At 28.5% G+C, this 26,049-nt stretch carries 23 protein-coding genes, 1 rRNA gene and 1 riboswitch; of the genes, 21 read left to right on the top strand and 3 right to left on the bottom strand.

Annotated features, from left to right (window positions below):
• From rrf to E0D94_RS13165, 5 genes are all read left to right on the top strand, one after another.
• A 5S ribosomal RNA gene (gene rrf, locus E0D94_RS13185) occupies positions 1-114 on the top strand.
• 98 nt (positions 115-212) lie between these two features.
• The gene (locus E0D94_RS13180; protein ID WP_130808025.1) at positions 213-692 is read left to right on the top strand and encodes a thioredoxin family protein; all 480 of its coding nucleotides are present in this window, start codon (positions 213-215) and stop codon (positions 690-692) included.
• Between the two features lie 28 nt (positions 693-720).
• Entirely contained in the window at positions 721-1,917 is a 1,197-nt protein-coding gene (locus tag E0D94_RS13175; protein ID WP_130808024.1) for a putative glycoside hydrolase, read from the top strand.
• Positions 1,918-2,075: 158 nt separating this feature from the next.
• The gene (gene nrdJ, locus E0D94_RS13170; RefSeq protein ID WP_130808023.1) at positions 2,076-4,427 is read left to right on the top strand and encodes a ribonucleoside-triphosphate reductase, adenosylcobalamin-dependent; all 2,352 of its coding nucleotides are present in this window, start codon (positions 2,076-2,078) and stop codon (positions 4,425-4,427) included.
• A gap of 13 nt (positions 4,428-4,440) precedes the next feature.
• Positions 4,441-4,899 (top strand): dCTP deaminase/dUTPase family protein, encoded by a 459-nt coding sequence (locus tag E0D94_RS13165; protein WP_242620549.1) that lies wholly within the window; start codon positions 4,441-4,443, stop codon positions 4,897-4,899.
• Between the two features lie 41 nt (positions 4,900-4,940).
• On the opposite strand, the gene rpmA is transcribed toward E0D94_RS13165, so the two are convergent.
• Positions 4,941-5,225, bottom strand: coding sequence for a 50S ribosomal protein L27 (rpmA, locus tag E0D94_RS13160; protein ID WP_130808021.1), 285 nt, complete (start codon positions 5,223-5,225; stop codon positions 4,941-4,943).
• Positions 5,226-5,454: 229 nt separating this feature from the next.
• Between rpmA and E0D94_RS13155 the strand changes: the two genes are divergently transcribed.
• On the top strand, positions 5,455-6,780 hold the full coding sequence (locus E0D94_RS13155) for a dicarboxylate/amino acid:cation symporter (protein ID WP_130808020.1): 1,326 nt from the start codon (positions 5,455-5,457) through the stop codon (positions 6,778-6,780).
• Positions 6,781-6,802: 22 nt separating this feature from the next.
• Here E0D94_RS13155 and hisC read toward each other — a convergent pair whose 3' ends face one another.
• The gene (gene hisC / locus E0D94_RS13150) at positions 6,803-7,882 is read right to left on the bottom strand and encodes a histidinol-phosphate transaminase (protein WP_130808019.1); all 1,080 of its coding nucleotides are present in this window, start codon (positions 7,880-7,882) and stop codon (positions 6,803-6,805) included.
• A gap of 237 nt (positions 7,883-8,119) precedes the next feature.
• Here hisC and fusA point away from each other — a divergent pair, with 237 nt between their 5' ends.
• The 10 genes from fusA (at position 8,120) to E0D94_RS13100 (ending at position 19,994) form a co-directional block, all read left to right on the top strand.
• Complete coding sequence (fusA, locus tag E0D94_RS13145) at positions 8,120-10,195, top strand: elongation factor G (protein WP_130808018.1); 2,076 nt, start codon at positions 8,120-8,122, stop codon at positions 10,193-10,195.
• 222 nt (positions 10,196-10,417) lie between these two features.
• Positions 10,418-10,882 (top strand): CtsR family transcriptional regulator, encoded by a 465-nt coding sequence (locus tag E0D94_RS13140; protein ID WP_130808017.1) that lies wholly within the window; start codon positions 10,418-10,420, stop codon positions 10,880-10,882.
• Between the two features lie 4 nt (positions 10,883-10,886).
• Entirely contained in the window at positions 10,887-11,384 is a 498-nt protein-coding gene (locus E0D94_RS13135) for a UvrB/UvrC motif-containing protein (RefSeq protein WP_130808016.1), read from the top strand.
• Positions 11,385-11,396: 12 nt separating this feature from the next.
• On the top strand, positions 11,397-12,431 hold the full coding sequence (locus tag E0D94_RS13130) for a protein arginine kinase (RefSeq protein ID WP_130808015.1): 1,035 nt from the start codon (positions 11,397-11,399) through the stop codon (positions 12,429-12,431).
• A 5-nt stretch (positions 12,432-12,436) separates the two neighbouring features.
• Complete coding sequence (locus tag E0D94_RS13125; protein WP_207289826.1) at positions 12,437-14,881, top strand: ATP-dependent Clp protease ATP-binding subunit; 2,445 nt, start codon at positions 12,437-12,439, stop codon at positions 14,879-14,881.
• 124 nt (positions 14,882-15,005) lie between these two features.
• A complete protein-coding gene (locus E0D94_RS13120; protein ID WP_130808013.1) occupies positions 15,006-15,209 on the top strand; it encodes a hypothetical protein in 204 nt (67 codons plus the stop codon).
• Positions 15,210-15,240: 31 nt separating this feature from the next.
• The gene (locus E0D94_RS13115; RefSeq protein ID WP_130808012.1) at positions 15,241-16,485 is read left to right on the top strand and encodes a D-serine ammonia-lyase; all 1,245 of its coding nucleotides are present in this window, start codon (positions 15,241-15,243) and stop codon (positions 16,483-16,485) included.
• Between the two features lie 39 nt (positions 16,486-16,524).
• Positions 16,525-17,397, top strand: coding sequence for a DUF4349 domain-containing protein (locus tag E0D94_RS13110; RefSeq protein WP_165442971.1), 873 nt, complete (start codon positions 16,525-16,527; stop codon positions 17,395-17,397).
• Between the two features lie 134 nt (positions 17,398-17,531).
• Positions 17,532-18,470 carry a hypothetical protein gene (locus E0D94_RS13105; protein WP_130808010.1) on the top strand — a complete coding sequence of 313 codons (939 nt, stop codon included), beginning with the start codon at positions 17,532-17,534 and terminating at the stop codon, positions 18,468-18,470.
• Positions 18,471-18,509: 39 nt separating this feature from the next.
• Positions 18,510-19,994, top strand: coding sequence for an amidase family protein (locus E0D94_RS13100; RefSeq protein ID WP_130808009.1), 1,485 nt, complete (start codon positions 18,510-18,512; stop codon positions 19,992-19,994).
• A 22-nt stretch (positions 19,995-20,016) separates the two neighbouring features.
• On the opposite strand, the gene E0D94_RS13095 is transcribed toward E0D94_RS13100, so the two are convergent.
• Positions 20,017-20,775 carry an NADPH-dependent oxidoreductase gene (locus E0D94_RS13095; RefSeq protein ID WP_130808008.1) on the bottom strand — a complete coding sequence of 253 codons (759 nt, stop codon included), beginning with the start codon at positions 20,773-20,775 and terminating at the stop codon, positions 20,017-20,019.
• A 124-nt stretch (positions 20,776-20,899) separates the two neighbouring features.
• A riboswitch (cobalamin riboswitch) is annotated at positions 20,900-21,082 on the top strand.
• Positions 21,083-21,352: 270 nt separating this feature from the next.
• Here E0D94_RS13095 and E0D94_RS13090 point away from each other — a divergent pair.
• The 5 genes from E0D94_RS13090 to radA all read left to right on the top strand — a co-directional run bounded on the left by E0D94_RS13090 (position 21,353) and on the right by radA (position 26,026).
• Positions 21,353-21,673, top strand: a complete 321-nt coding sequence (locus E0D94_RS13090) for a CGGC domain-containing protein (RefSeq protein WP_165442970.1) — start codon at positions 21,353-21,355, stop codon at positions 21,671-21,673.
• A gap of 16 nt (positions 21,674-21,689) precedes the next feature.
• Positions 21,690-22,727 carry an ABC transporter substrate-binding protein gene (locus E0D94_RS13085; protein WP_130808006.1) on the top strand — a complete coding sequence of 346 codons (1,038 nt, stop codon included), beginning with the start codon at positions 21,690-21,692 and terminating at the stop codon, positions 22,725-22,727.
• A gap of 3 nt (positions 22,728-22,730) precedes the next feature.
• Positions 22,731-23,813, top strand: a complete 1,083-nt coding sequence (locus tag E0D94_RS13080) for a FecCD family ABC transporter permease (RefSeq protein ID WP_130808005.1) — start codon at positions 22,731-22,733, stop codon at positions 23,811-23,813.
• Positions 23,813-24,574: an ABC transporter ATP-binding protein gene (locus E0D94_RS13075; protein ID WP_130808004.1), complete on the top strand. Its 762-nt coding sequence runs from the start codon at positions 23,813-23,815 to the stop codon at positions 24,572-24,574. The genes E0D94_RS13080 and E0D94_RS13075 overlap by 1 nt, the downstream gene beginning before the upstream one ends.
• A gap of 66 nt (positions 24,575-24,640) precedes the next feature.
• Positions 24,641-26,026 carry a DNA repair protein RadA gene (radA, locus tag E0D94_RS13070; protein ID WP_130808003.1) on the top strand — a complete coding sequence of 462 codons (1,386 nt, stop codon included), beginning with the start codon at positions 24,641-24,643 and terminating at the stop codon, positions 26,024-26,026.
• Positions 26,027-26,049: the final 23 nt, after the last annotated feature.

Below are 26,049 nucleotides of genomic sequence, written 5' to 3'. Positions count from 1 at the left end.
AGTGACGATAGCGAAGGGGTCACACCTGTTCCCATCTCGAACACAGAAGTTAAGCCCTTCAGCGCTGATGGTACTTAGGTGGTAACGCCTTGGGAGAGTAGGACGTTGCTGGTTTTTTTGTTGTGTTTATTTAGTAAATATAATATAATCAGAGTTATAAGTAATATTATAACTCTGATTTTTTAGAGTAAACTTAATATTAGGGGGTAAATATGAATACGATTGAGACTTTTAATAATGGATTATCTTTTGATGAATTTTTAAATAGTTCAGAACCAAAATATAAAGACGCTACATTAGATTTTTATAATAATATGGAATTAGGAGAAGATTTAAATTCACAAATTAAAAATATAGATAGAGAAATAAATATATTAGTTTGTGCTGAACTTTGGTGTCCTGATTGCATATTAAATGTTCCAGCTGTACAAATATTTAATAAATTAAATGAAAATATAAAAATATCTATTATAGAAAAAGATGGGTATGAAGATGAATTTTCTAAAATACCTACTTTTATAATTTATGATAATAATTTTAATGAATTAGGAAGATTTATAGAAAGACCAAAAGTTATAAAGAAGATAGAAAATGAAGGAACACAACCTGAAATTATTGTAGCAAAAAGGCAATATAGGAAAGGTGAATATATTTTAGATACAGTACAAGATATATTAGATATAATAAAATAATATTAAATATAGTATAAAGGAGAATAATATGAATAACATAAGAAAAAAGGTAGTAATAAGTGGTTTAATTCTGGGCTTATCATTTTCAGCTTTTAATTTCTCATTTATGCCAAACAAAGTTATTGCAGATGAAAACAAATTTACTAATGTAAATGAAGATGGGTACATATCTCAACCATCTACAGACTGGGGTTTATATAAGCAAGATGAAAAAGTAAAAGGTATATTTGTAACAGGACATTCATATGGACATCCAACTAAATATAATGAATTATTAGATTTAGCTAATAGAACTGAGATAAATTCAATGGTTATTGATGTAAAAGATGATGCTGGAATGCTTTCATATAAATCTGATGTACCTCTTGCAATAGAAGCTGGAGCTAATGAAGTTGTTATAATGAATGATAGAGATTTTTTTAGTAAAAGAATGAAAGAAATTATTGATAATGACGTATATCCAATAGCCAGAATAGTTACTTTTAAAGATAAAGTTATTGGATCTGCTCGACCTGATTTAGCTATAAAGAATAAATCAGGAGGAGTTTGGAGAGATAACAAAGGGAATGCATGGTTAAATCCCTATAATAAAGATTCGTGGGAATATCCAATTCAATTAGCAGAAGAAGCAGCACTTATGGGATTTAAGGAAATACAATTTGACTATGTAAGATTTCCCACTGATGGAGATAGAGGAAATATAGATTATGGACAAGCAGGAAAAGATAAATCTAAAGCTGATGCTATAAAAGAATTTTTAGATTATGCAAGAGAGAGACTCCATGATAAGGGAGTAGTTGTATCAGCAGATGTTTTTGGAGATATAATAGCAGTTAAAGGAGATTCTACAATAGGTCAACAGTTAGAGTTGTTAGGTGCAAATACTGATATTCTAAGTCCTATGGTTTATCCATCTCATTATGGATTAGGATTTTATGGTGTTGACTATCCTGATACTAAACCTTATGAAATAGTAAATAAAGCTATGGATCAAGCTGTAGAAAGATTAGAAATTATACCTAAAGAAGAAAGAGCTAAAATAAGACCATGGCTACAAGATTTTTCTGCCCCTTGGCTTAAAAGTGCATATGGTTCTAATTATATAACATATGGTCCTGAGCAGGTAAGAGCTCAGATAAAAGCTACTTATGATGCAGGTCTTGAAGAATGGATACTATGGAATGCTGCAAATAGATATACAGAAGGTGCTTTAGAAAAAGAATAAATTAATTTAATTAATAAGTATTGCTATTAATATAAAGTCATGATAAAATACTATATATGGTAAGGAAAATAAAAATATACACAAAATATTGTGTATATTTTGTTTTTGCTCATATATAGAGGATAAAATATAGTATATTAAGATTTAGGAGGCTTGTCATGATTAGTGTAATGAAAAGAGATAAATCTTTAGTACCTTTTAATGCAAATAAAATTAAAAGGGCTATAGAAAATGCTATGGCAGAAACAAAAAAAGGTATAGATGAAGATTTAAGTAAAAGAATTACTGATAGTATTGAAGAAAAAATACTTCAAAAAGATATGAATGTATTTGTAGAAGATATACAAGATATGGTAGAGCATGAACTTATGGATAGCCCTAGAAAAGATGTAGCAAAAAGGTACATAATATATAGATTTGAAAAGGGTAAAAGAAGATCATCAAAGAAAAAAGAGGTACGTTTACTCACAGATGATTTTATAAGTGAATATAAACATAAACCATCACCTATGAAACAATTAGGAGAATTTATATATTATAGAACATATTCTAGATGGATTCCAGAAGAAAGTAGACGTGAATACTGGTGGGAAACTGTAAGACGTGCTGTAGAATACAATTGTAGTCTTGTACCTACTACAAGAGAAGAAGCAGAAAAATTATATGATAATATATATAATTTGAGACAATTTCTATCTGGTAGAACATTCTGGGTAGGTAATACTCCAGTTGCAAAACATTATCCTATGGCTAATTATAATTGTTCATTCCAAGTAATAGAGGACTTTGAATCGTTTAGAGATTTATTTTATCTTCTAATGGTAGGTTCTGGAGTAGGAGTAAGAGTATTAAAAGATGATGTAAAGCTTTTACCAAAAGTAAGATCAAATTATGAACTTATAAACGAAGATTATACACCGATTCCTAAACATGAAAGAGAAGATAGTACAAGTCTTGAATTCTTCCACAATGATACTGCAAAAATAATTGTAGGAGATAGTAAAGAAGGATGGGTTCAATCTTTAGATTATTACTTTAAGCTTATTTCAAGCAATGAGTATAGAAATATAACTACAATAGTAGTAAATTATGATAATGTACGTCCACAAGGAGAAAAACTTAAAACATTTGGTGGTACTGCTAGTGGACATCAAAGTCTTAAAAATATGTTCTCTAAAATAGATAAAGTTATAAACAAATTAGGAATTATATTTGGAGAGAAAAAGATAAAACTTAGACCAATTGATTGTTTAGATATAGCTAATATAATTGGAGAAAATGTAGTTGTTGGAGGAGTTAGAAGAACAGCAGAAATAGTATTAGTAGATCCAGAAGATAAAGAAGCAATAGATGCAAAAACAAATCTATATAAACAAATTGATGGTCAATGGATAGTTGACAAGGATATAATTCATAGACAAATGAGTAATAACTCAATATATTATAAGGAAAAACCAAGTCGTGAACGATTACATTGGCAATTAGAAAAAATGAGATATTCAGGAGAACCAGGCTGGGTAAATGAAGTAGCTGGTGCAAAGAGAAGACCAAATATGAATGGAGTTAATCCATGTGGAGAAATATTACTTGATTCTAGAGGATTATGTAATTTAACTACTATTAATGTATATTCATTTGTAGATGAAAATGGAAATCTTGATGTAGAAGGATTAAAAGAAGCTCAAAGGTTATCTGCAAGAGCAGGTTATAGAATGACTTGTGTAGAATTAGAACTTCCAAAATGGGATAGAGTTCAACAAAGAGATAAGCTTATAGGTTGTTCCTTAACTGGATGGCAAGATATGGTCAATGCTACAAATATGGATCTTGATGAACAAGCAAGAATATTAAGGGAACTTAAAGATGCAGCTAAAGAAGCTTCAACAGAATATGCTGAAGATATAGGTGAAAATGTTCCATTACTTGTTACAACAGTAAAACCTGAAGGTACACTTAGTCAATTACCAACTGTTTCAAGTGGTGTACATTACTCACACTCTCCATATTATATAAGACGTGTAAGAATAAATGCAGATGATCCACTTGTTAAGGTATGTGAAGAATTAGAATATCCAATTCATCCAGAAGTAGGTCAAGATTATGATACATGCACTACTAAGGTTATAGAGTTTCCTGTTAAATCTCCTGAGGGAAAAACTAAGTATGACGTATCTGCAATAGAACAACTAGAAAATTATAAATTATTTATGGGAAATTATGTAGAACATAACTGTTCAATAACTGTTCATGTAAGAGATCATGAATGGAATCAAGTTGAAGAATGGGTATGGAATAATTGGGATGATGTAGTAGCTTTATCCTTCTTATCATTAGATGATAATTTCTATGAATTACTTCCATATGAAGCAATTGATGAAGAAGAATATAATAGAAGAATGTCAGAAATGAAACCATTTGTTCCATCATTATTAAGCAAATATGAAAAAGAACAAACAGAATTTGATATTGGAGATGAAAGTTGTGATACTGGAGTATGTCCAATAAGATAATGGAGGAATACAATTGAAGGTAAGAGGATTTGAATTAGTAGATGATGAATTTAGAGTTCATAAAGAAAAAGAAATAAATATTCCCTTAAGAGCTAGTACTGGTTCTGCCGGATATGATATATATACTCCTGAAAAGTTTATTATTAAGCCTCAAGAGACTAAAATAATATGGACAGATATAAAGGCGTATATGTTAGATAATGAAGTGTTACAAGTATATATAAGAAGTTCTATAGGTATTAAAAAGGGACTTGTATTAGCAAATGGTACTGGAATAATAGATAAAGACTATTATTCCAATCCATCTAATGATGGAAATATAGGAATTGCCATTACTAATATTTCTACAAAAACAGTAGAAATAAATGAAAATGAAAGAGTAGCTCAAGGATTATTCATAAATTATCTTTTAACAGATAATGACAACACCAAAAATAAAAGAATTGGTGGAATAGGAAGTACTGGAAAGTAAAAAATGGTCAATTTAACTTCGGTTAAATTGACCATTTTTTATTAAACAACTTCTGGATAAACACTTACTTTTTTCTTTTTCTTACCTAGTCTTTCAAATTTAACTATACCATCTGATACTGCAAATAAAGTATCATCTTTTGCTCTTTTTACATTTACGCCTGGATGAATTTTAGTGCCTCTTTGTCTTACTAATATATTTCCACTTAGCACAAACTGTCCGTCTGCTCTTTTAGTGCCAAGTCTTTTAGATTCACTATCACGTCCATTTTTTGAACTACCACCAGCTTTTTTATGTGCAAAAAGTTGTAAATTCATTTGTAACATTAGAATACCTCCAATCTAATATAATATCTATACATTCGATAACATTTACTAAATGAAAATAATTATCACTAATATATATTATACAATTTTTTTTGTCATAAGTCAAAATATAATATGCTTATTTAAAAGTTATCAATAAATTTAGAAAAATGAATTGACAAAGCTTTAAAAATTCATTATAATATAAATGTTACTAATAATTAATATTTATAATGAAAGGGGATTTTGTATGGAGAAAAAGGGGTTAGGTTTAACATCCAAGATTTTATTAGGTTTATTCTTAGGACTTGTAACTGGATTAATTCTTTATTTTGTACCATCGGGAATGATAAGAGATACTATAATAGTTGATGGAGTTTTATATTTTATTGGTCAAGTATTTTTAAGAGCAATAAAGATGTTAGTAGTACCACTTGTATTTATTTCAATAGTGAATGGCGCATCAAGTATTGGAGATATTAAAAAGCTTGGTAGAATTGGAGGGAGAACAGTACTTTTTTATATAACTACTACAGCTATAGCTATATCAATTGCATTACTTGTAGCATCAATTGTAAATCCAGGTATCACAGATGGTGGTCTTGATTTATCAAGAGTAGTAACACAAGAAGTAGAAATAAATGAATCAGTTCCAATAGTAGATGTATTCTTAGATATGGTACCTACAAATCCGGTATCTTCAATGGTGAATACTAATATGCTTCAGATCATAGTATTTGCGCTTTTAATTGGTATTGGACTTTCCGCCCTTGGAGAAAAGGCAAAAAATGTATCGCAGTTATTTAGTGAATTAAATGAACTTATGATGAAAATGGTATCTTTCATAATGCTACTTGCTCCTATAGGAGTTTTTGGTCTTATAGCTAAGACATTTGCAAATGAGGGACTTACTGCTATATTCCCACTTGCAAAATACTTTGGTACTGTAATCGTAGTACTTTTATTACATGCAGCATTAACTTATGGAGGAATATTAAAGTTATTTACAGGGCTTAGTCCTGTGAGATTTTTCAAAAATTTCTTCCCAGCAATATCAGTAGCATTTTCTACAGCTACTAGTAGTGGTAGTTTACCTGTAACATTAGATGTTTCTGAAGAAAACTTAGGAGTATCAAAAAATATATCTGCATTTACATTACCACTTGGTGCAACGATAAACATGGATGGGACTGCTATAATGCAAGGAGTTGCAACTATATTTATAGCACAAGTATATGATATTGATTTAACTTTTGCTCAAATATTAACTGTAATATTTACAGCTACTTTAGCATCAATTGGTACAGCTGGAGTTCCTGGAGTAGGTCTTATAATGCTTTCTATGGTTCTTCAAGCAGTTAATATACCTGTAGAAGGAATAGGACTAATAATGGGAATAGATAGATTATTGGATATGACTAGAACTGCAGTAAATATAACTGGTGATGCAGTATGTACACTTATAGTAGCAAAAAAAGAAGGAGAATTTGATGAAACTGTATTCAATGGTGAAAATAATTACAATGGAAATAAACTTACATCAAAACCAAATATAGCTAATGAATCAGCGAATTAAAAAATACCCCTAGGGGTATTTTTTAATTCGCTAAAACTTCTTTAAGTAAAGTTATAAATTTTTTATTCTGTTCCTTTGTTCCTATGGTAACTCTTATCCATGTTCCTGTTATAGGTCTTATTATGACACCTCTTTTTTGAAGTTCTATAAATATTTCCTCTGAAACTCTATTAACATTAACAAAGATATGATTAGTTTCAGAAGGGGCATATTTTAAGTTTAATTTGTCAAATTCATTATATAAGTACTCTTTACCTTCTTTATTTATTCTATAGCAACTTTCTACAAATTCATTATCTTTTAATGCTTCAACTGCTGCAATTTGTGCAAGTGAATTTACATTAAAAGGTCCTCTAATTTTGTTTATGTTTTTAATTATTTTTTCATTTGCCATGGTATAACCTACTCTTAAAGCAGCAAGACCATACATTTTAGAAAAGGTTCTCATTATGATTAGATTAGAATATTTCTTTAAAAGCTTTAAATTATCTTTTGGATAATCATCTCTTGTTACATATTCTCTGTAAGCTTCATCATAAACTACTATTATATTTTCAGGAACTTTTTTTAGAAAGTTCAACAATTCTTTTTCACTGAACATAGTACCTGTAGGATTATTTGGGTTACAGAGCCAAATTAATTTTGTATTTTTTGTTATGGCATTTATCATACCATTTAAATCATAAGTCCAATCTTTAAGCGGAACTATTTTAGGAATTCCACCCATCATAATGGCTGTAGAAATATATCTTGGGAAAGTTATATCTGCCATTATAACTTCATCACCTTTATTTATAAAGGTTTTTGATATCATATCTACCATTTCATCAGACCCACTACTTGGAAGTATCTGTTCGGGTTTTAAATCTAATTTTTTAGCAAGCTCATCCTTTAATATAGTTGTATTTCCATCAGGATAAATTGCTAAATTATCAATAGATTTGATTAATTTTTCTTTTACTTTTTCTGAAGTACCCATAGGGTTTTCATTGGATGCAAGCTTTATAACTTCTGTTAATCCATATTCTTTTTTTACATCTTCTATAGGCTTGCCTGGCGTATAAGCTTTTAAATCTTTAATTTCATCTCTAAATTTTATCATTTAATAGCCCCCCTAGTTGTTAATAGAAATACAATTTTAATTTAATTATATCACACTAGCTAGAAAAGATTTGTTAAAATATTTTTAAAATTCTAACGAAGGGGTATATATCCTATGATTTAACCTTAAAAGTTCTATATAAATTTTAAATTTAATAATATAAAGAAGGAGATTTCAAATTTATGTAGAATATTATAAATAGTCAGAATAATAAACTCTAGTTGAGGGGGAAAGTGTATGTATAATTATAATGCTGATAAGATTAGAAACATAGCTTTTTTAGGACACCATAGTAGTGGTAAGACAACTTTAGTTGAATCAATGTTAATGACTACAGGAGCAATTAAGAGAAAAGGTAGAGTAGAAGATAGAAATACAATATCAGACTTTGATAAAGAAGAAAAATCAAGAGAAGTTTCTATTTACACTTCTGTTATACCATTAGAATGGAAGAGTCATAAATATAATGTATTGGATACTCCAGGATATTTTGATTTTATAGGTGAAGTTCATTCAGCTCTTAGAGTATCAAAAGGAGCCGTAATTGTATTAGATGCTAGTTCAGGAATAGAGGTAGGTTGTGAAAAAGCTTGGAAACTCACTAGAAAAACAAATACTCCAACTATTTTATATATAAATAAAATGGATAAAGAAAATATTAACTATGATAAATTAGTAAATCAATTAAGAGAAAAATTTGGTAAAGCAATTATACCATTTCACATTCCCATAGGAAAAGAAAATGAATTTAAAGGTTTCGTGAATATAGTTGATATGAAGGCAAGAATTTATAATAAAGATAAAAAAATATGTGAAGATGCAGAAATTTGGCCAGAAAAAGAAGTTAAAATGGGAGATTATAGAGAAATGCTCATTGAATCAGTAGCAGAAAGTGATGATGAGTTACTAGAAAAATATTTTGAAGGTGAAGAATTTACAGAAGAAGAAATACACACTGGTTTACGTAAAGGAGTTATTGAAGGTAAACTTATACCAGTTCTTATAGGGTCTGCTACATTAAATGTTGGTACAGAAACACTTTTAAATATGATGTGGGATTATCTTCCTTCTCCAACTGATTTAGAAAAACCAAGTGGAATAAATCCAAAGAATAAAAAAGAAGAAGAAAGAAATATAGAAGATGAAGAACCATTTTCAGCTATAGTATTTAAAACTATTGCAGATCCATATTTAGGAAAAATTTCACTATTTCAAGTAAGAAGTGGAGTATTGAAAAAAGATGATGAAGTATATAATTCAAACACTGAAGAAATAGAAAAAATAGGAAATATATTTATGTTAAGAGGTAAAGAGCAAATAGAAGTAAATGAAGTTCATGCTGGAGATATTGGAGCAGTTTCAAAATTAAACAATACACATACTGGTGATACAATATGTAATAAAGAAAATCCTATTATTTATGAAAATGTTTACTTTCCAAAACCAACATTGTTTATGGCTGCTAGACCAGTAAATAAAAATGACGAAGAAAAGATAGGTCAAGCTCTTCAAAAATTACTAGAAGAAGATAAGACCTTTAGTGTAGAAAGAAATAATGAAACTAAAGAACTTTTAATTGGAGGACAAGGAAATACACAATTAGAAGTAATTAAAAATAAATTAAAAAATGATTTTGGAGTTACTATTGAATTATCGGATCCTAAAATTGCATATAGAGAAACCATAAAAGGAACTTCAAATGTTCAAGGTAAGCATAAAAAACAATCTGGTGGAGCAGGACAATATGGAGATGTTATAATAAAATTTGAACCCTCAACAGAAGAATTTATATTTGAAGAAGAAATATTTGGTGGAGCAGTACCAAGACAATATATACCAGCTGTAGAGAAGGGGCTTAGAGAATCAGTTTTAAAAGGTCCACTTGCAGGGTATCCTGTAGTGAATATAAAATCAACACTATTAGATGGTTCATATCATCCTGTAGATTCAAATGAAATGGCCTTTAAAATAGCTGCTTCATTGGCATTTAAAAAGGGAATAGAAAAAGCAGGTCCAGTACTTTTAGAACCTATTATGAGAGTAGAAATAATCATACCAGATGAGTATATGGGTGATATAATGGGTGATATGAATAAAAGACGTGGAAGAATATTAGGTATGGAGCCTAGAGAAGATGGAACTCAATTAGTAATAGCAGAAGCTCCTGCTGCTGAAATGTTTAAATATACTATAGATTTAAAGTCTATGACTCAAGCTCGAGGAACGTTTTTAATGGAATTTTCAAGATATGAAGAAGTTCCATCAAATATAAGTGAAAAAATAGTTGAAGAATATAAAAGTAAAGAAGCATAATAAAGCTCGCCAATTGGCGAGCTTTATTATTTAAAGAATATAATAGAAAACACAAGAAAATTTGAGGAATTCATATATATTATAAAATAAATTGGGTATAATTTATTTTAAACTAGAATTCTTATTTATTATTAGGGTTGAATAATACATAAGATATTGTATAATGAAAACAAAGGTCAAACAAAGTCAAAGTAAAATTAAAGTGAATTTGGTGGGATAACTATGGCACGAATTAGTGATATTATAGAAAGATTTATAGTTTCGATGATGACAAATACTGAAAAAGATATTTTAGAAATTCAAAGAAATGAATTAGCAGAACATTTTAACTGTGCTCCATCTCAGATAAATTATGTTTTAGCTACTAGATTTACTCCAGAGAAGGGATATTATATTGAGAGTAAAAGAGGTGGAGGCGGGTATATAAAAATAATAAGGGTTAATATAAAGGAAGAAAAAGATATTAGAAAGTTATTAATAAATAGTATAGGTAATAGTATTACAACTCAAAAAGCATATAATATTATAGATAATCTTAAAGAAAAAGAGTTTATAACAAATAGAGAGTCCTTAATCATGAAAAATGCTATAAGTAATAGTGCATTATCTTTTGTAATGGAATATAAAAATGAATTAAGAGCAAAAATATTTAAATATATGCTAATTTCATTATTAAGTGAGGAGTGAAAAAATGATTTGTGATAGATGTGGAGAAAATCAAGCAACAGTTCATTACAAAGAAATAATAAATGGAAATAAGAAAGAAATGCATTTATGTGATGAATGTGCTCATAATAAACAGATGTCATCACCATTTTCAATTAATCAGTTACTTGCAGGATTGATTGATAGTGGATTTGATAAAAATGTTGGATTTGATTATATGGAACCTAAGAAGTGTGAAAATTGTGGTATGACTTATAATAAATTTAAACAAACAGGAAAGTTAGGATGTAGTAAATGCTATGAAACATTTAATGATAATTTAAACCCTTTATTTAAAAGAATTCATGGACATGATACTCATAGAGGAAAAATACCAAATAGAGCAGGTAAAGGTATAAAAATTAAAAATGATATAAAAAAATTAACTGAAAAATTAAATCAGGCTATAGAAAATGAAGAGTTTGAAAAAGCTGCAGAATTGAGAGATGAAATAAGAGATCTTAGAGAAGATATAAAAGAGTAAGAGGTGATTTAAATGAAATGGTTAGATTGTGATGGTTGCGATCAAGATATAGTTGTAAGTAGTAGAATAAGACTTGCAAGAAATATAGAAAATATAAAATTTCCTCAAAAGATAAATAAAGATGATTCTGATAACATAAAAGAGCAAATAAAAAAAGCTGTAACAGAAAATAATGAAATAGGTAAAAATTATAGATATTATGATATGAAAAATTTAAATATAGTTGAAAGTAGAAAATATGTGGAAGACCATTTGATATCTCCTGGATTACTTGAGCATAGTCAGATTGGTGGTTTCTTACTGAGTGAAGATGAAAAATCTACAATTATGATAAATGAAGAAGATCATATAAGAATGCAAGTTTTGTATCCAGGATTTGAGTTAGAAAAATGCTTTAGTGAATCTAATAGAATTGATGATATTTTAGAAAGTAAAATTAAATATGCATTTGATGAAAAGATAGGCTATTTAACTTCATGTCCTACTAATATAGGTACTGGCATGAGAGCATCAGTGATGTTGCATCTACCTTCACTTGTTATAACAAATCAAATAAATGGAATAATTCAAGCAGTAAACCAAATTGGTCTTACTGTCAGAGGTGTATATGGAGAAGGTAGCAATGCAATGGGGAATTTATTTCAAATATCTAATCAAACTACAATAGGTGAGTCTGAAGAGGATATAATTCAAAAATTAAAAAACATAGTAAATCAACTTGTTAAAAATGAACGAAATGCAAGAAATACTATTTATACTAATAATAAAATCAGAATGGAAGATAAAGTGTGTAGATCACTTGGCACATTAAAAAATGCAAGAATATTATCTACTGATGAAGCGATGAGTTTATTATCTGATGTAAAATTAGGTATAGAAATGAACATAATAGATAATATTGATAGAGTAATAATAAATAAACTTATGATAAAAATACAGCCTGCACATATTTTAAATAGCGCAGATAAAGATTTAGATGCAAATGACAGAGATATATTAAGAGCAAAAATTGTAAGAGAATCGTTAGAAAAGGAGGCAATTAAATAATGGCAATGTTTGGAAGATTTTCAGAAAGAGCACAAAAGGCAATTATATTGTCACAAGAAGAAGCAAAATCTTTAAATCATAATTATGTAGGAACAGAACATTTACTATTAGGAGTATCAAAAGAAGGAGAAGGAATTGCAGCACAAGTATTAAACAAATTAGGAGCAACTACTGATAAAATAAAGGCAGAAATAGAAAAGAGACTTGGAAAAGGAAAAGAAGCTACAGAAGTCTTAGGCTTTACTCCTAGAACTAAAAAGGTATTTGAACTAAGTTTTATGGAAGCAAGAAATATTGGTCAGAATTATGTAGGAACAGAACATATATTGCTTGGACTTATAAAAGAAGGAGAAGGTGTAGCTCCTAATCTATTAAAAGCTATGGGTATTGATTTAAATATGCTAAGAAATGAAATTATAAAGATGCTTGGTAGCACAAATTCTAGTAGTGGATCTTCTGGAATGAATACCACAGGAGGTAATAGAAGTAATACAAAAACACCTACATTAGATAAATACGGAAGAGATTTAACAGAGTATGCCAATGAAGGTAAATTAGATCCAGTTATAGGAAGACAAAAAGAAATTGAGAGAGTAGTTCAAGTGTTAAGCAGGAGAACAAAAAATAATCCTGTGTTAATAGGGGAACCAGGAGTAGGAAAAACAGCAGTTGCAGAAGGTCTTGCACAAGAAATTAATGAAGGTAAAATTCCAGAAATATTAAAAGACAAAAGAGTAGTTACTTTAGATTTAGCTTCAATGGTAGCTGGAGCAAAGTATAGAGGTGAATTTGAAGATAGACTTAAAAAAATAATGGAAGAGATAAGAAATGCAGGAGATGTAATACTTTTCATTGATGAAATGCATACCATAATAGGTGCAGGTGCAGCAGAAGGTGCAATTGATGCATCTAATATATTAAAGCCAGCACTTGCAAGAGGTGAACTTCAAGCAATAGGTGCTACAACTTTAGATGAATATAAAAAGCATATAGAAAAAGATGCTGCACTTGAGAGAAGGTTCCAACCAATACAGGTAGAAGCTCCATCAATAAAAGATACAGTTAAAATACTTGAAGGATTAAGAGATAGATATGAAGCACATCATAGGGTGAAAATCACAGATGAAGCTTTAAAAGCTGCAGCAGAATTATCTGAAAGATATATTACTGATAGACATCTACCAGATAAAGCTATAGATTTAATTGATGAAGCAGCTTCACGTGTAAGAATTCAGACAATAACAGCACCTCCAGAACTTAAAGATATTGAATCAAGATTAGAAGAATTATCACAAGAAAAAGAAGAAGCAGTAAATACTCAAAACTATGAAAAAGCAGCACAATTACGTGATGAAGAAAAGAAACTAAAAGAAGAGTTAGAACAAGAAAGAAATGAATGGCAAAAAGATAAGAGATCAAAGGCTAATGAAGTTGGATATGAGGAAATAGCTCACATAGTATCTTCATGGACTGGAGTTCCTGTAAAGAAAATGACAGTTGAAGAATCAGAAAGGCTATTAAACTTGGAAGGATTACTTCATGAAAGGGTAATAGGTCAAGATCAAGCTGTAAAAGCAGTTGCAAGTGCTGTAAGAAGAGCAAGAGTAGGACTTAAAGATCCAGATAAGCCAATAGGTTCATTTATATTTTTAGGACCAACAGGAGTAGGTAAAACTGAGTTATCTAGAGCACTTGCAGAGGCACTATTTGGTGAAGAAGATGCAATGATTAGAATAGATATGTCAGAATACATGGAAAAACATTCTGTATCACGTCTTGTAGGTTCACCACCAGGATATGTAGGTTATGATGAAGGTGGTCAATTAACTGAAAAAGTAAGAAGAAAACCATATTCAGTAATATTATTTGATGAAATTGAAAAAGCACATCCAGATGTATTTAATATACTTCTTCAATTATTAGATGATGGTAGACTTACTGATTCAAAAGGAAGAACAGTAGACTTTAAAAATACAGTTGTTATTATGACATCAAATGTAGGTGCATCTACTATTAAAAAACAAAAGACACTTGGATTTGCAGCACCACAAGATGAAGAAAAAGCAGAATATGAAAAAATGCGTGATAATGTTATGGATGAATTAAGAAGAAGTTTTAGACCAGAGTTCTTAAATAGAATAGATGAAGTAATAGTATTCCACTCATTAAATCAAACTCATATAAATGAGATAGTAGAGCTTATGGTAAGAGACTTAGAAAAACGACTTAAAAAGTTGGATATAGACATTAAACTAACAGATAAGGCAAAAGAATATATAGGCAAAGAAGGATTTGATCCTCAATTTGGTGCAAGACCACTTGAAAGAACCATAAGAAAGAAAATAGAAGATAAACTTTCAGAAGAAATACTAAAAGGTGATTTAGAAAAAAGTGATAATATCCTAGTGGATTTAGATGAAAATGAAGAGTTAACATTTAGTAAAGAGTAATTAGAAAAAATAAGGGCTAGTAATATTAATATTGCTAGCCTTTTTTTATTTTTAAAAGGATTTATATAATTTTTATAGAATAATATTTAGTATATAGAGTTTTAATATAGGAAGGTGAAATATAATGAAATTTGGAATGAGAAAACCTAGTTTAAAGAAAAGAATAGCTGCAAAAACTAGTATAAAAAGACAAATAGTACATCGTTCAGGACTTAAAATGCCTAAAGGATACGGCTGGTTAAGAAATCCTAAAAAATATGCATATAATAAGGTATATAATAAAACCTCATTTGATATTTTTAAAGTTCTTAAAAAGATATTTAAGTAAAAATTCATAACAAAAAAGGATGTGATTATAAATGGACATTATTGATAGATTAAAATCATTAAATGAAACAATTTGGTATAATCCTAATTATATGGCTTCTCCTAATATGAATGATTTTTCGATTAATATAGAAGAAGTAAAGAAAGCAGAAGCAAGACTTTTGAGATTTGCACCCTATATTGAAAAAGTCTTTCCAGAGACTAAAGATGGAATTATAGAATCCCCTATAAATAGAATAGATAAAATGAAAAATAAAATGGAGAATATTTTTGATACTAAAATATATGGGAATCTTCTTTTAAAAAGAGATGATTTACTTCCTATAGCTGGTTCAATAAAGGCTCGAGGAGGAATTTATGAAGTTTTAAAATATGTAGAAGAACTTTTGCTAAAACAAGAATTACTTAACATAAATGATGATTATAGAATATTAACAGAAGAAAAGTTTAAGAATTTCTTTTCAAAGTATACCATACAAGTAGGAAGCACAGGTAATCTTGGACTTAGTATAGGAATTATGAGTGCTAAGATTGGATTTAAGGTGATAGTACATATGTCATCTGATGCTAAGAAGTGGAAAAAAGATTTGCTTAGATCTAAAGGTGTTAAAGTAGTAGAATATGAGGATGATTATTCTATAGCTGTTGAAGAAGGAAGATATTTATCTAATAAAAATCCTAAAAGTTATTTTATAGATGATGAAAATTCAAAAAATCTATTTTTGGGATATGCAGTTGGTGGTATGAGAGTTAAAAAACAATTAGATGATATGGGAATTATAGTAGATAAAGAAAATCCTTTATTTGTATATTTACCTTGTGGAGTAGGAGGTGGTCCTGGAGGAGTTGCTTATGGACTCAAACTTGTGTATGGAGATAATGTAAAATGTTTTTTTGCAGAACCAACTCATTCTCCTGCAATGTTACTGGGACTTGCAACAGGAAAACATGATAAAATTTCTGTGAAAGATATTGGATTAGATAATAAAACTGAAGCTGATGGATTGGCAGTTGGTAGACCGTCCCTTATTGCAAGTGAGATTATGGATAAACTTCTTACGGGATCATTTACTATAGAAGATAAAAAGTTGTATATCTTTTTAAAAGCATTATATAAATCAGAATATATATTTTTAGAGCCTTCAGCATTAGCTGGATTTTTAGGCCCAATATTCACATCTTCTAAATATAAAGAAGAAAATATTACACATTTATGCTGGGGTACAGGAGGAAGCTTAGTTCCAAAAGAAGTGAGAGAAAAATTCTTGATGATATAAAGGTCGAAAGTATTAATAAATGATTGGAGCTGAATGATTATGAAAAAGATTACAAAATATTTTTTAATAGTATTTTCTTTAATAATGGCTATATCTTTATTTTCAGCTTGTAGTGGACAGGATGATTTAAGTGATGAGTCTTCTATGAATACTTTAGAAAAGGAAGTTTCAGATGAAGAGGCTGATTTTAATACACCAGAAGTAGAGGGATTTGAAATAGCAGATGGCGAAAAAATAATTTCAAATTATTTTATGAGTCTAGAAACACTTGATTTTGAAAAGACAAGATCAGAGTTAGAAAATTTAATTGAAAAGTATAAATCTTTTATAGAAAATTCTAATGTGAATTTTAGAGGCTCTAGTTATTCTAAAAACTATAGATATGGAGACTATTCAATAAGAATTCCCAAAGAAAGTTTAGAAAAATTTAAAATTGACTTAAATCAAATAGGGAATATAATTGAAGAAAGCAAAAATAATCAAGATGTAACAAAATTTTATAGAGATACAGAATCTAGATTAAAGCTAGCAACTGCAAAAGAAAAAAGATTATTGGAGCTTTTGGAAAAAGCAGAAAAAATAGAAGATATCATAGCTATTGAATCTGAACTTACTAATACTATTTACGAAAAAGAAAGATTAGAAAAAAGTTTAAAATCTATAGATGAAAAAATTGAATATACTACTTTAAACTTACAGCTAATAGAAGTAAGAAATTTTTCCAATACTGATAATATAGATAATTCACTTATTACTAGATTGAAAAATGCATTCACTGATTCAATATTTGCTTTTAAAATAGCATTAGAAAACTTTATAATATGGCTAGTATATGCCTTACCTTATATATTAATTTTAGGTGTTTTAGTATTACTAGGTGTAATAGTTATAAAGAAAAGAAAGAAAAAATAAATAAATGAAATCTAAGTTAAAGGATATAAGATAATTATTCTATAACCCTTTTCTGATATAATATAAATATAAAAAACTTAAGTTGAATAAAAGGTTATTGTTATTAGAATTTTAAACTTTAGGGGAGATATTATATGATTACAGAAATAAATGAAGAAATACTGGTAATTAAAGAAAAATTAAGAGAAAATAAAAAGCTTAAATCATTGAAAAAAACAATACAAGAAGAACTTGGAACAAAGAAAATTCAACAAAAAGAATTAAAGAAAATATTAGAAAAAGAAAGAAAAGACTTTGAAAAACTTGAAGATTTAAGTTTAAGTTCAATACTTCTATCATTAACAGGAAAGAAAGAAGAAAAACTTGATAAAGAAAAAGAAGAATATATTATAGCAAAACTTAGATATGAAGATTGTATTAAACAGATTAATGAGTTGGAAACCCAACTAGATGATACTAACCAATTATTGATAAACTATGAAGAAGTGGATAAAAGATATGAAGATTTAATAAAAGAAAAGGAAGAATTATTAATTAGAGAAGGTGGGAATTTAGGGAATAAATTAAAAAATAAAATTTTAAATATAGATCAACTTAAAGTAGATATGAAAGAGTTAAGAGAAGCTATAAATGCAGGTAAAGATGCATTAAGGTCTTTAAATCTTGTAGAAGAAAAACTTAATAGTGCAAGGAACTGGGGGACTTGGGATATACTTGGTGGTGGCCTAATTTCTAATATGGCTAAACATTCAGCAATAAATGAAGCAAATAATATAGCAAAAACTGCTCAAGTTGACCTTAAAAAGTTTAAAAAAGAATTGTCAGATGTAAATGAATTTACAAGTATTCAGGTTAATTTATCTTCTTTTGCATCTTTTGCAGATTTTTTCTTTGATGGTATATTGTCTGATTGGTTTGTGCAGTCAAAAATAAAGGATTCATTAAACAATGTTAATGAAGCTATGAGAGAAATAGAGGTTATAATTTCAGATTTAAATCAAAATATTAATAAATTAGAAAATAACTTAAAGGAATTAGAGTTAAAAGTAAAAAATATTTTAAATAATATTTAATATTACTTTATACATATTTTTCATATAAAGGAGATAAGGATGAAAAAAGAAAAATTTTGTTTAGAAGAAGCAACTATAGACTCAATTCATACTGCATTTAAAAATGGTAGCTTAACTTGTAAAGAACTTATAAAAAAATACATAGATAGAATTGAAAAGTATGACAAAATAGGTCCTATGATTAATTCTATAATTATGATAAATAAAAATGCATTTAAAATAGCGGATGAATTAGATGAAAAATTTAAGAAATCAGGATTAACAGGACCTTTGCATGGAATACCTGTATTGTTAAAAGATAATATTAATTTAGAAGGTACTAAAACTACAGCAGGTTCTATTAGCTTAAAGGAAGTAAAATCTGAAAAGGATGCTTTTATTATTAAAAAGTTAAAAGATGCAGGTGCTATAATAATAGCAAAAGTTAATTTGCATGAATTTGCAGTCTGGGGTGAAACAGTAAGTTCCATATTAGGTCAAACTTTAAACCCTTATGATTTAACTAGAACTCCTGGTGGATCTAGTGGTGGAACTGGTGCAGCAGTAGCTATGAATTTTGGTTTAATAGGAATAGGAACAGATACAGTAAACTCTGTACGATCTCCTGCTTCAGCATGTAATTTAGTAGGATTTAGACCAACTGTTGGTTTAGTAAGTAGGAGTGGAATTATACCTTATTCATTGACTCAAGATACAGCTGGACCAATTATGCGTAATGTAGAAGATACGGCAAAGGTATTAGATGCAATTGTTGGATATGATGTTAAGGATCCAATGACAGCATGGTCTATAGGAAATATTCCTAAAACTTATACAAAGCACTTAAACAAAGATGGGTTGAATAGGAAAAGAATTGGAGTATTAAAAAGTCTTTTTGGTAATGAAAAAATACATAAACAAGTAAATGATATAATATATAGTAATTTAAAAGTTATGGAAGACAATGGTGCTGAGGTAGTAAATATTTATGAGAACATAGATGCTGATAAGTTAATAGAACAAACAAGTGTACATCTTTATGAATTAAAAGAAGACTTAAATGAATATTTGAAAGAGTTGGGATCAAGATCCAAAGTTAATTCACTTAATGATATAATAGAATCTAAGAAATATCATAAGGGAATAGAAACAAATATTAAATTTGCAGAAACTATTGATAGAAGTATGCATGAATATAATAAAAGAATAGTTAATAGGATTGAACTACAAAATTTAGTGATGGAACTTATGGCAAAATATAAATTAGATGCAATTGTATATCCTCATCAAAAAAGACCAGTTGTAAAAGTAGGTGAATCTCAAGTAGATAGGAATGGAGTATTAGGAGCTATAACTGGATTTCCTTCTTGCGTATTACCTGCTGGATTTACAAATCCAACAGAAACAGCACCGATTGGTATTCCAGTAGGTATAGAATTTTTAACTAGAAAATGGAATGAATCTGTATTATTTGAAATTGCATATGGTCTTGAACAAGCAAATAAAAATAGGAAAAGTCCTATTATAAATAAAAATGTTGTTTAGGAAATTTCCTAAACAACATTTTTTATTTATCTTCAATCCTTAAATTAAACCCTTGATTTTTAACTACGTTTAAAAGTTTACTTCTTTTTTCGTTTTCCATCTTAAGAATTTCAACTACTTGTTTACTAAATTCATCAAGAGATTTTGTTTCATTTCTTAAATCATAGTATTTCTTCATTTCTTTATCATATTCTTTTATAGATTCTAGATAACTTTCCTGTTTTTTATATCTATTTTCAAATACTTTAAGAGATATATCCATTCTAGGTTTTAACATAGGATTTTGATCTGGATAACCAAAACCCACTCCTACTATAGGGAATGTAAGTCTTGGAAGTTCTAATAGATCTATGATAGCTTGAGGGTCATTTAAAATGCTTCCTAGGTAAACAGTACCCATATCTAATGATTCAATAGCTGTAATCATGTTTTGAGCAGCTATTGCACCATCTGTAAATCCTTGAAAAAATCTATCCATATCTTTTTTATGAGGTAAATTTTCTCCTAGTTCTTCTGATATTCTAGCATTTCTATAGACATCAACTATAAATATAACTAGCTCTGGAAAATTTTTTATATAGTCTTGGTTACATATCTTACTTATCTTTTCTTTTGTTTTATCATCAGTTATACGAATTATGCTATAAGATTGCATAGCTATACTAGAAGCAGTACGATTTGCTACTTTAAATATTGTGTTTAAAGTATTTTCATCTATTTTTTTATTTTTGAATTTCCTAATTGTACGGTGATTTAATTGACTCTCAATAGTTTTATTCAATAAATCTCATCCTTTCAAATATAATAGATATCTAATATATGTTTTACCACTAATTTTAATTATCAAACTTTATTTTTAACGATATAATTGACAACTGTAAATAATAATGATATATTGTAAACAAACTTAATATAGTTCTATTGGTACAATTTAAATTAAATTGTTTAAAAGGGAAGTTCGGTGAAATACCGACACGGTCCCGCCACTGTAATAGATAGAATCTTATGGATGCCACTGTGATGAACATGGGAAGGTATAAGATTTGTTATTCTTAAGTCAGGAGACCTGCCAATAGTATAAGCGCTATTTATTACTCACGAGGATGAGGAGGTGTTATTTGATAACATCCTTTCTATGTCTAGAAAGGTTTTTTTATTAGTAATAAGTCAGCAAATATATGCTGATTTTTTTATGTTTAGATTACAATTACTACTATATAATACCTTATAATATTAGTAATTTAGAATAAATTCATTATAGGTTATAGGATTAATAGAAGATCTAAATTGTCAATTATAAGTATTTAGTAGAACTATCCTATATAGAGTAATCTATTCATATGTTAGGAGTGAATTTAATGAATATAGCAATAGGAGTATGTGAAAAAATAAATGGAATTTGTACAACAATGGGATGTTTTAAAGCTTTTAATAATAAAGAAAAACATTTTAAAACCTATAAAAATGAAGAAATAAATTTATCATCTTTTTTTACTTGTCAAATATGTTCTAGTGAGTCAAAGGATTGGTTAAATGAATTAGCAGATAGATTTGTAAAAAATAATATATTTAAAGTACATATAGGTGTATGTATAGTAAAATGCAAAGCAGATAAAAAGGAAGAAATAATTAATATATTTCAATCTAAAGGAATAAAAGTAATTGAGGGAACTCATTAATAGAAAGGTGAAGTAAATGAAAAAAATAATTAAAAGATTAAGTATTTTTGTATTGATAATTTTTTTAGTGAATTTAGTAGGGTGTAGTAATGATAATAGTGGTTCAAAAGAATCAAATACTGAGCCAACAGTTGCTGAAAATAATGAATCAAATAAAGAAAATGAAAGTTCTCATTATCCTGTAACTGTTACTACTTATAATTGGGCTAAGGAGCCAGTAGAAATAACATTTAATGAAGCTCCTGAAAGAGTAGTTGCAATATATCAAAGTGCAATAGAAACACTTCTAGCATTAGATCAAGGAGATAAAATAGTAGCAGCTTCATATTTAGATGATCCAGTTAAAGAAGAGTTTCAGGAATCATTTGATAAAATAAAATATTATAAGCAACTGCCAACAAAAGAAGAGATATTAGCATTGGAACCTGATTTTATTACTAGTTGGTATTCTTTATTTGCAGAAAAGGTTTATGGTGATATTTCATTTTGGCATGAAAGAGATATAAATACTTATATTCAGCAAAACAGTGGTGTTAAATCACCTAATACTTTAGAAAATGAATATCAAGATATAATTAATATAGGCAAAATATTTAATGTAGAAGATAAAGCTAATAATATTGTAAAAGAAATGAAACAACAAATTGAAAAAGCTAAAGAAAGTGTACAGAATAAAGAAAAGGTAAAAGCAATTATTTTAGAAGTTGGAAAAGAAGGACAATATAGAATATATGGAGAAGATAGTATAGGTGGAGATATAGCAACTCAAGTGGGAGCAGATTTAGTTGCTAAGAAAAGTATAAATATAGGGATGGAAGATTTGATAAATTTAAATCCTGATGTTATTTTCACAGTATATTATGGCGATTCTATAGATAGTGAAAAAGCTGTTAATAGCATAATGAGTAATCCTGCTCTTGGAAGTATTTCTGCAGTTAAAAATGATAGAGTAAATCCTATTGTATTAAGTGAAGTTTATGCAAGTGGTATTAGAACTATGGATGGTATAAATACTATAATTGAAGGGATTTATCCAGATATGAAAGGTGAATAGATAATGCAAGATTCAAATAACCTTAAGAATAAAAAATATTTAATAGAAACACCTACTTATATAGGTGTTTCTATTATTCTAGTTTTATTTTTAGTATTTTCTTTTTTTTACTCAATAACATTTGGTTCAATAGATATTTCAGTGAAAGATATATATAGAATAATATTACATAAAATATTCAATATAGGTTCTATAGATAACTTATCAAGGGCAATTATTGATATTGTTTGGTTAGTAAGATTACCAAGGATAATTTTAGCTATAATTGTTGGTATGGGTCTTTCAGTTTCTGGAGTTATTATGCAAGCAGTGGTAAAAAACCCTTTAGCAGATCCATATATATTAGGGATTTCATCAGGAGCTTCACTTGGTGCTACTCTTGCTATAATGCTTGGCATTGGAGCTACATTAGGTTCTAACTATGTTGGTATAAGTGCTTTTATAATGGCTTTTATAGTTTCAATTATGGTAGTTGCTTTAGCCAATGTAGGAGGAAGACCAACTTCTACCAAGCTGTTACTAGCAGGTATGGCTATCAGTACATTATGCTCTTCATTTTCAAGTTTTATAATATATACTTCTGAAAATAGAGAGGGTATGAGAACTGTAGCTTTTTGGCTTATGGGTAGTTTCAGTGGAGCAAACTGGGATAATTTAAAAATCGCAATTCCTGTAGTAGTTATTTCTACTATATTTTTTATAACACAATATAGGACTTTGAATTTAATGTTATTAGGAGATGAAGCATCTATTACCTTAGGCACTGATTTACAAAGATATAGGCAATTTTATTTATTAATAACTTCAATTATTATAGGTTTTTTAGTATTTAATTCAGGTATAATAGGATTTGTAGGCTTAATAGTTCCTCATATAGCAAGGTTGATTTTTGGAACAGATCATAAAAAAATCCTTTTAATGTCAGCTTTGATAGGTTCTATTCTTTTGATATGGTCAGATGTCATATCAAGATTAATAATACAAGGTAGTGAAGTACCAGTAGGAATAATAATATCATTAATTGGAGCCCCAAGCTTTGTATATCTTATAGTTAGTAGAACTTATGGTTTTGGAGGTAAGAATTAATGAATTTAAAAGCTAAAAATATAGATGTTTTGTTAGGGAATAATCAGATACTAAAATCTATAAATATAAATGTTGAAAAGAAAGAATTTGTGGGAATAATAGGTCCTAATGGAAGTGGCAAAAGTACATTTTTAAAATGTATTTATAGAGTATTAAAACCTAATAGTGGAACTATATTTATACAAAATAAAAGTTTAAATAATTATCATGTAAAAGAAACTGCTAAGCTTATATCTGTAGTTTCACAATATAATGATACTCAATTTGATTTTACTGTACTTGATATGGTTTTATTCGGCAGATCACCACATAAAAAAATTTTTGAAAAGGATAATAGTGAAGATTTTAAAATAGCCTATGAATCTTTAGAACAAGTAGGTATGACTAATTATTCAAAAAGAAATTTTTCAACTCTATCTGGTGGTGAAAAGCAAAGGGTAATACTTGCAAGAGCCCTTGCCCAAAAAGCTGAATGCTTAGTATTGGATGAGCCAACGAATCATTTAGATATAAAGTATCAACTTCAATTAATGGATATAGTGAAGAAATTAGATATAACAGTGATATCAGCTATTCATGATTTAAATATAGCTTCATTATTTTGTGATAAAATATATGCTTTAAAAGATGGAATCATAGTTGAATATGGAACTCCTAAAGAAGTTCTAACAAAAGAAACAATTAAAAATATTTATGACGTTGATTGCAAAATAGTCGAATCAGAAAATGGTAAAGTAAATATAATATATACTCCCTTATAAAAACAATAACAAAACATATGTTTTGTTATTGTTTTTTTGATATAATAGTTATGCGAGGTGATAGTATTGGCAAAGACAAAGACTAAATTTGTATGTGATGAATGTGGATATGAAACTGCAAAGTGGATGGGTAGATGTCCTACATGTAATGAGTGGAATACATTTAAAGAGATGATTATAGATAAAACAAATACTACAAATTCAAATAATAAAAGAGAATTGAAGAAAGCAAAGAAACTAAAGGAAGTAGATTCAAAAGATAGTGATAGAATAGTTACAAGCATGAATGAGTTTAATAGAGTTTTAGGTGGTGGAATAGTAAAAGATTCTGTAATTATATTAACAGCAAAACCAGGTGCTGGTAAATCTACACTGTTACTTGAGGTATCTGGAGATTTATCAAATAAAGGATACAAAGTACTTTATGCTTCAGGTGAAGAGAGTGAAAGTCAAATAAAAAATAGAGCAAATAGAATCTTAAAGGATAAAATGGATAATATTTGGCTTTTGTCTGATACCAGTATGGATAATGTACTTACATCTATTGAAGAAGTTGATCCTGATATAGTTATAATGGATAGTATACAAACATTTTCACTTGAAGAACATAATTCAAAGCCAGGTTCTCCAGTTCAAACTATGGAATGTGCAAATGCTGCTGTCAATGTAGCTAAAAATAAAAATAGACCAAGGGCTATTATTATGATAGGACATATGACTAAAAACAATGAAATGGCTGGACTTAGAACATTAGAACATTTAGTGGATACAGTTCTTTTCTTAGAAGGAGATAATGAAGAAGAACTTAGAATACTTACTCCTAAAAAGAATAGATTTGGTAGAACAGGAGAACTTGGGATATTTTCTATGGAGGAAGATGGTATGGTTCCTATAGAAAATCCATCAGAGTATTTTATGACACGTAGAGAAGATGATGAAGTAATTGCAGGTTCTGCTATATCTGTTATAAAAGAGGGAACAAGATCTATTATTGTAGAAATAGAATCTTTAGTGTCCGCATCATTTACTCCATATCCATCTAGAATAGGAGAATGCCTAAGAAAAGACCAACTAAATACACTTATATCAATACTTGAACAAAGAGGAGGAAGTTCTCTATATGATAAAAATGTAGTTATAAAGACTACAGGAGGACTAAAATTAACTGAAACCTCTGTTAATCTTGCTATTATAATGAGTATAGTTTCTTCCATAAAAAATAAAGGGATACCAAGTAATACTGTGTTTATTGGTGATGTAGGATTAACAGGAGAGCTTAAAAAAGTACCTTCTATTGAGTCTAGAATAAATGAAATAGAGAGAATGGGATTTAAACAAGTATATGTTGCAGCAGATTCTTTAAAAGATAATATGAAGTTTAAAAATATAAAGGTTATAAGGTTAAAGACTTTACGAGAAGTTATAAATCATGTATTCTTTAAAAATAAGTAAATTGTAGAATTTTATCGAACATT

Source organism: Senegalia massiliensis, from assembly GCF_900626135.1.
Lineage (GTDB): Bacteria > Bacillota > Clostridia > Tissierellales > SIT17 > Anaeromonas > Anaeromonas massiliensis.
The sequence above is the reverse complement of the archived record's forward strand: the minus strand, read 5'-3'. Positions and strand labels throughout refer to the sequence as shown.